The organism is uncultured Amaricoccus sp. (assembly GCF_937858865.1).
In the GTDB taxonomy this organism is placed as follows: Bacteria; Pseudomonadota; Alphaproteobacteria; order Rhodobacterales; family Rhodobacteraceae; genus Amaricoccus.
Window position 1 is genome coordinate 1 of the sequence record NZ_CALLYO010000379.1, and the last position, 5,843, is coordinate 5,843.

Consider the following 5,843-nt stretch of genomic DNA (forward strand, 5'->3'; position numbering starts at 1 on the left):
GGAAGAGCGCGACGGCGGCGGCGACGGCGACCTGCCAGGCGACGCCGAAGGTGACAACCGCCACGATGACGGCGACGAGGAGCAGGAGGAAGATCGCTACGGCGGCGAGCTTCACTCGGAAGCGGATGCGCACCAGCGCGTAGGCGGCGAGCGCGCCGATGAGGACGGCGAGGGTCGTGCTGCCGAGGGCGACAACCACTGAGTTCAAGTAGGGCCCGAGCGTGTTGTTCTCGAGCAGCATGAAGCGCCAGGCGTTCAGGTTGGGCCGGAAGTCGACGAAGGGGATGTAGAAGGGGCCGTTGTCGACCTCGCCCGGGCCTTTGAACGAGGTGATGAGGACCCAGTAGAGCGGGATGAGGACGACGAGCGACCAGAGCAGGAGGAGCGCGTAGGTGAGGACGCGGGCGACGGGGGCCTGCTCCTCGATCGAGGCGGGCTCGAGGAGGCGGGTGAGGAAGGGGCGGTCGTCCGGCGCGGGATCGGGGGTCATGCCTCGAACCTCCTGGTATGGCGGACGACGAAGTTGAAGAAGGAGACGCAGATAACGGTCGAGACGAAGAGGAGCATGTAGCCGACCGCCGCCGAGCCGCCGAGATCCTGGGTGCGCCAGGCGATGAAGGCGTGCAGCGTCATCGACTCGGTGGCGAGGCCGGGGCCGCCACCGGTCAGCACGTTCGGCAGGTCGATGATCTTGAAGGCCTCGATCAGCCGGATGAGGACGACGGTGGCGGCGACCGGCGCGATGGCGGGCCAGGTGATGTCGCGGAAGATCTGCCAGCCGTTGGCGCCGTCGAGCTTCGCCGCTTCGACCTGGTCGCGCGGCTGGTTCTCGACCGCAGCCAGCATGACGATGAAGATGAAGGGCGTCCACTGCCAGGTGTCGCCGATCATCACCATCATCCGCGCCGACCAGGCCTCGGTGGCCCAGGACCATTCCCCGGTGCCGAAGGCGCGGAAGAGGGGCGCGAAGGGACCCTTCTGCATGTCGGCCAGCATGCGGAAGGCGTAGGCGATGCCGACGGGCGTCACCATCAGCGGCACGAAGAAGAGGACGCGAAAGAAGTTGCGCCCCCTGATCGGCTGGGCGCAGAGCAGCGCGAGGCCGAGGCCGAGGAGGAACTGCACGCTGACGCCGATCGCGACGTAGAGGAGCGTGTTGACCAGGGTGCCGGGGACGCCGCCGGGGGCCAGGGTGACGGTAATGACGAGGAGGAGCGCGGCGAGGACGGTGGCGGTGACGAGCCGGCCGATGGTGCCGACGATGCCGACCCGACCGCTCCGGAGGTAGCGGGCGAGCCAGAGGAGGAGGAGTGCGGCGCCCGCGGCGAGGAACAGCCAGCCGACCGCGCCGAGCGTGCCCCAGGTGCCGAGCAGGTGGTACTGCTGAGAGCCGGTCAGGAGCTTCCTGTAGTTGAGCAGGCCGACGAACTTCAGCGTGAAGCCGCCGGGGGCGAGCGCGAAGCGCGAGAGCGAGAGGTAGGCGGAGACGATGAGCGGGAAGATCGCGAAGCAGAGGATCACGACCGCCGCCGGCAGCACCATGAGGCGGCCGGAATGGCGGTCGATGCGCTCGCCCCAGGTGGGCGGGGCCTCCAGGCTCGTCTCGGTCATGCGGGGGATGCCCGGCGCGGGGACGCCGCGCCGGGCCGGTCCTTACTGGGCGCCGATGGTGGCCTTGTAGAACTGGAGCTGCTCGTCGGTGCCGATCTCCTCGTTGAGCTCGTTCCAGCCGTCGTTGACCGCCTTGACCGTCGCCTCGGCGTCGATCTCGCCGGAGAGGAAGCGCGAGATCGCCTCGTCGAGCACCACCTGCTGGTACTTCTGGTTCTGCGGGATGCGCAGGTCGAGGATCATGTTCGGGCTCGACATGCTCTCGTTGATGGCGCCGAGGTAGACCCTGGCCTCCTCCTCGGTCATGCCGGCGTTCTTCCAGAGGTCGCTGTAGGAGAGCTGCGAGGTGCGGTAGGGGTTGAAGCCGGTGCCGCCGATGGTGACGTCGGAGTTCGACTGCGCCGGCTGGGTCATGAAGGAGAAGTAGGCGTAGGCCGCGTCCTTCACCTTCGGGTCGGCCGCCGCGTTGATGCCGCCGCCCCAGCCGCCGAAGGCCGCGAAGGGGGCGTGGTTGACGCCGTCGATGGCGTGCGGGCAGGTCGTCGCGTCGCAGGCGACGAGCTTGCCGCTGTTCCAGTCGAGCACCTCCTCAGAGCCCGGCATGATGGCGGCGCCCCACTTGCCCATCACCTTCGACTGGTTGGGGTCGATCGAGATGGTGCCGACGTCGCCCCAGTCGAGGTTGAGCGCGCAGCGGCCGGAGGCGAAGAGGGGCCGGGTGTCGGAGACGTCGAGATTGAGCTCGTCGGGGGGTCCGAACTCGGTCGAGGCCTTGAGGAACTCGAGCGCCTTGCGGAAGGCCTCGTTGTCGACCAGCGGTGTCATGTCGGCGGTGTTGAAGAAGGTGCCCTGGCTCGTGCCCTGGGACTGGGTCATCGAGCCGACCACGTCGGTGACGAACCAGTAGCTCTGGGCATTGCGCTTCTTGGCGATGCAGGAGCCGAAGTCGGGGGTGCCGTCGCCGTTCATGTCCTGGCCGTGCACGGCCTTGGCGACGTCGAGATACTCGTCCCAGGTCTTCGGGGGCGTCTTGCCGGCCGCTTCGAGCACGTCGGAGCGGTAGTACATCATGTGGAAGTCGCCATCGAGGGTGATCATGTAGGTCTTGTCGCCGTACTTCTGCGAGAAGTCGCGGAAGAAGGCGCCGACGTCGTCCTCCTCGATCGCCGGGTCGGCGGCGATGCGCGGGGTCAGGTCCTCGAGGTAGCCGCCGGCGATGTAGTCGACCATCCACTGGGGGGCGAAGACGGCGGCGTCGACCGAGTTGGTGCCAGCGGCCCAGTCGGTCAGGACCTTCTGGTAGAGGTCGGAGAAGGGCACGGCGATCACGTTCACCTTGGCGCCGGTCAGGGCCTCGAACTCGGGCGCGCGCCGCTGCAGCGGCTCCTGGATGGCGCCGGTCTGGGTCATCACGTTGATGGTGACGCCCTCGAACTCGCCGGCAGCCGAGGCCGGCCCGGCAGCCGCAAGGATGCCGAGCGCGGCGGCGCCGGCCAGGAGCTTCTTCATTGCAGTCCTCCCCATCGTCGGTTTGTTGATTGTCGCATGGATCGCCACGGACCCGACTCTGCGAGCTTATCAAGACTCCGCCGGCAAGCAACGCCCCTTTGGCGCTACGCGGGATCCCGGTCGGTCGCGCCCCGCAGGAGGGCGCGGGCACGGGGTGGGCACGCGTGCCCACTTTGGCATCTTATTGATATTGCTTGGTAAAGCAATTTCCGTCAACCAGATGGAAACCATCGTTAACGGCCGTCAGGCGATCGGGTCCACCGGCTCGCCGGCGGCGATGCCGCGCAGGCCGGCGAGGGCCAGCTCGGCGAGTTCGTCGGGGGCGTGGCCGGAACTTACGGCATAGACGGGGTAGAAGAAGCTCGGGGCGCCGGCGACCGGATGGAGCCGGCCGGCGGCGACGAGCGGCGCGACGACGCGCTGGCGGAAGTATCCCGACCCGCCGGCCTCGAGCAGATAGGTGAGTGCGAGGGGGCCGAGGTCGACGGCGATGCCGGGCTCGGCGCCCTCGGGGAGGCTGAGGTCGTGATGGTGGGCGAAGTCCTGGCCCCAGTCGACGTAGACGTAGCTTTCCGGGTCGATGCCCTTGCCGCCGGGCTCGGTCGTCACCAGGACGAGCTTCTCCTCGAGGAGGAGCTCGACGTGCACCCCCGGCAGATGCGGCGGCGCATAGACGAGCGCCACGTCGAGCGCCCCGCCGGCGACCTGGTCGATCAGGTCCTCGGCGAGGCCGACCCGGACGCGCAGCGCCACGTCCGGCGCGCTGCGGCGCATCCAGTGCAGCCACTCCGGGAGCCAGGGGTGCCAGAGGCTGATCTCGCCGCCGATGGTCACCACGGCGCGCCGTCCCTTCGGCACGGCGACCTGCTGGCGCGCGCGCTGCCAGAGCTGCACGAAGCTCGGGGCGTAGCGGAGGAACTGCTCGCCGGCCGGGGTCAGCGTGGCGCCGTGCTTGCTGCGCAGGAAGAGCGGCCGGCCGAGGTGTTCCTCGAGGGTGCGGACGCGGGCGCTGACCGTCGTCTGGCTGACGTTGAGCTGCTCCGCGGCGCGGACGAAGCTGCGGGTCCTGACGATGCCGAGGAAGGTGCGCGCGAGCTCGACGTCCATGGCGATGGGGCTCCCGGCGCCGGCTAGGCGGCCGCCGCCTGCCGCCGCAGGCGCCGCAGCTCCTCGAAGCGGGCGGTGACGTCGCGCAGGATCGCGGCCATGCCGGTCACCCCTGCCCCGCCGTCGTGCAGGAGGACGATGGTGAACTCGATCGAGATCTGCCGGCCGTCGGCGGTGAGCGCCGGCACCGCGAGGAGGTCGCCGGCGCCGTAGCGGGTGACGCCGGTCGCAACGGTCCGCTCCCAGCCGTCCCAGTGGCGCCTGCGCAGCCGCTCGGGGATGATGATGTCGAGCGAGGCGCCGACCGCCTCCACCTCGGAGAAGCCGAAGACGCGGGTGGCGCCGGCGTTCCAGAAGCGGATGACGCCGGCGCGGTCGGTGGCGAGGATGGCGTCGGCGGGCGAGGCGAGGATCGCCTCGCCGAGGCGTGCCATGTCCATCTCAGCGGCCCGCCGCCGTCGCCGCGCCGAGCGCCCGGTCGAGGTCCGCGATGAGGTCGGCCTCGGCCTCGAGCCCGACCGACAGGCGGAGCAGGCTGTCGCTGATGCCGGCGATGCGGCGTGCCTCTGGCCCCATGCGGGCGTGGGTCATGGTCGCCGGGTGGGCGACGAGGCTCTCGATGCCGCCGAGCGACTCGGCGAGGGTGAAGACCCCGACCGCCTCGACGAAGCGGCGCATGGCCTCGGTGCCGCCCGCAAGCTCGAAGCTCAGCATGGCGCCGAAGCCCCGCTGCTGCTGGGCGGCGAGCGCGTGCGAGGGATGGGTCTCGAGGCCGGGATAGTGGACGGCGGAGACCGCCCGGTGGCCGGCGAGGAAGCGGGCGACCGCCCCGGCGTTCGCCTGCTGGCGCTCGACGCGGGGGAAGAGCGTGCGCAGGCCGCGCAGCGTCAGGTAGGCGTCGAAGGGCGCGCCGGTGGTGCCGGCGATGTTGGCCCAGGCCGAGAGCTCCTCGACGTCGCCGGCGTCGGCGGCGATCACCACCCCGCCGACCACGTCGGAATGGCCGTTGATGAACTTCGTCGTCGAATGGACGACGAAGTCGGCGCCGAGCGCGAGCGGGCGCTGCAGCGCCGGGGAGAGGAAGGTGTTGTCGACGACGACCTTCGCGCCGGCGGCGTGGGCGCGCGCGGAGATGGCGCCGATGTCGCTGACCCGCATCAGCGGGTTGCTCGGCGTCTCGACGAGGACGAGCTTGGGGCGGCGGGCGAGCGCGGCGGCGAGCGCCGCCGCGTCGGCCTGGTCGACGAAGGCGAGGTCGAGATGGCCGCGCTCGGCCCGCTGGGCGATCAGCCGGTAGGTGCCGCCGTAGCAGTCGTGCGGGGCGACGACGAGATCGCCGGGCCTGAGCAGCGACAGGACGAGGTCGACCGCCGCCATGCCGGAGGCGGTGACGACGGCGCCGGCGCCGCCTTCGAGGCGGGCGAGCGCGCCGGCGAGGAGATCCCGGCTCGGGTTCGAGGTGCGGGAATATTCATGCGCGCCGGGGCGCTCGAAGCCGGGGAAGACGTAGGTGCTGGAGAGATAGATGGGCGGGGCCACCGCTCCGAAACCGGCATCCTCGCCGATGCCGTGTCCCGCGGCGATGGTTTCCGGTCTCGTCTCTTCCGGCATGTCCC

Annotated in this window: 5 protein-coding genes and 1 pseudogene; all 6 read right to left on the reverse strand. The window is 70.4% G+C overall.

The window, feature by feature from the left end; genetic code table 11:
* Window positions 1-490, reverse strand: a pseudogene (locus tag Q0112_RS10905) (hypothetical protein); the annotation flags it as partial.
* Complete coding sequence (locus Q0112_RS10910; protein ID WP_297975117.1) at window positions 487-1,611, reverse strand: carbohydrate ABC transporter permease; 1,125 nt, start codon at window positions 1,609-1,611, stop codon at window positions 487-489. The pseudogene Q0112_RS10905 and the gene Q0112_RS10910, both read right to left, overlap by 4 nt.
* A 42-nt stretch (window positions 1,612-1,653) precedes the next feature.
* Window positions 1,654-3,120 carry an ABC transporter substrate-binding protein gene (locus Q0112_RS10915; RefSeq protein ID WP_297975120.1) on the reverse strand — a complete coding sequence of 489 codons (1,467 nt, stop codon included), beginning with the start codon at window positions 3,118-3,120 and terminating at the stop codon, window positions 1,654-1,656.
* A 243-nt stretch (window positions 3,121-3,363) separates the two neighbouring features.
* Complete coding sequence (locus tag Q0112_RS10920) at window positions 3,364-4,227, reverse strand: LysR family transcriptional regulator (RefSeq protein WP_297975123.1); 864 nt, start codon at window positions 4,225-4,227, stop codon at window positions 3,364-3,366.
* Window positions 4,228-4,250: 23 nt separating this feature from the next.
* The gene (locus Q0112_RS10925; protein WP_297975127.1) at window positions 4,251-4,661 is read right to left on the reverse strand and encodes a PAS domain-containing protein; all 411 of its coding nucleotides are present in this window, start codon (window positions 4,659-4,661) and stop codon (window positions 4,251-4,253) included.
* Between the two features lie 7 nt (window positions 4,662-4,668).
* The coding region (metB, locus tag Q0112_RS10930) for a cystathionine gamma-synthase (RefSeq protein ID WP_367278464.1) at window positions 4,669-5,843 on the reverse strand (1,175 nt) is incomplete at its 5' end.

Coding starts and splice junctions, on each gene's coding strand:
- Q0112_RS10915 (WP_297975120.1), bottom strand. CDS start 3,120: ATGAAGAAGCTCCTGGCCGGCGCCGCCGCGCTCGGCATCCTTGCGGCT.
- Q0112_RS10910 (WP_297975117.1), bottom strand. CDS start 1,611: ATGACCGAGACGAGCCTGGAGGCCCCGCCCACCTGGGGCGAGCGCATC.
- Q0112_RS10925 (WP_297975127.1), bottom strand. CDS start 4,661: ATGGCACGCCTCGGCGAGGCGATCCTCGCCTCGCCCGCCGACGCCATC.
- Q0112_RS10920 (WP_297975123.1), bottom strand. CDS start 4,227: ATGGACGTCGAGCTCGCGCGCACCTTCCTCGGCATCGTCAGGACCCGC.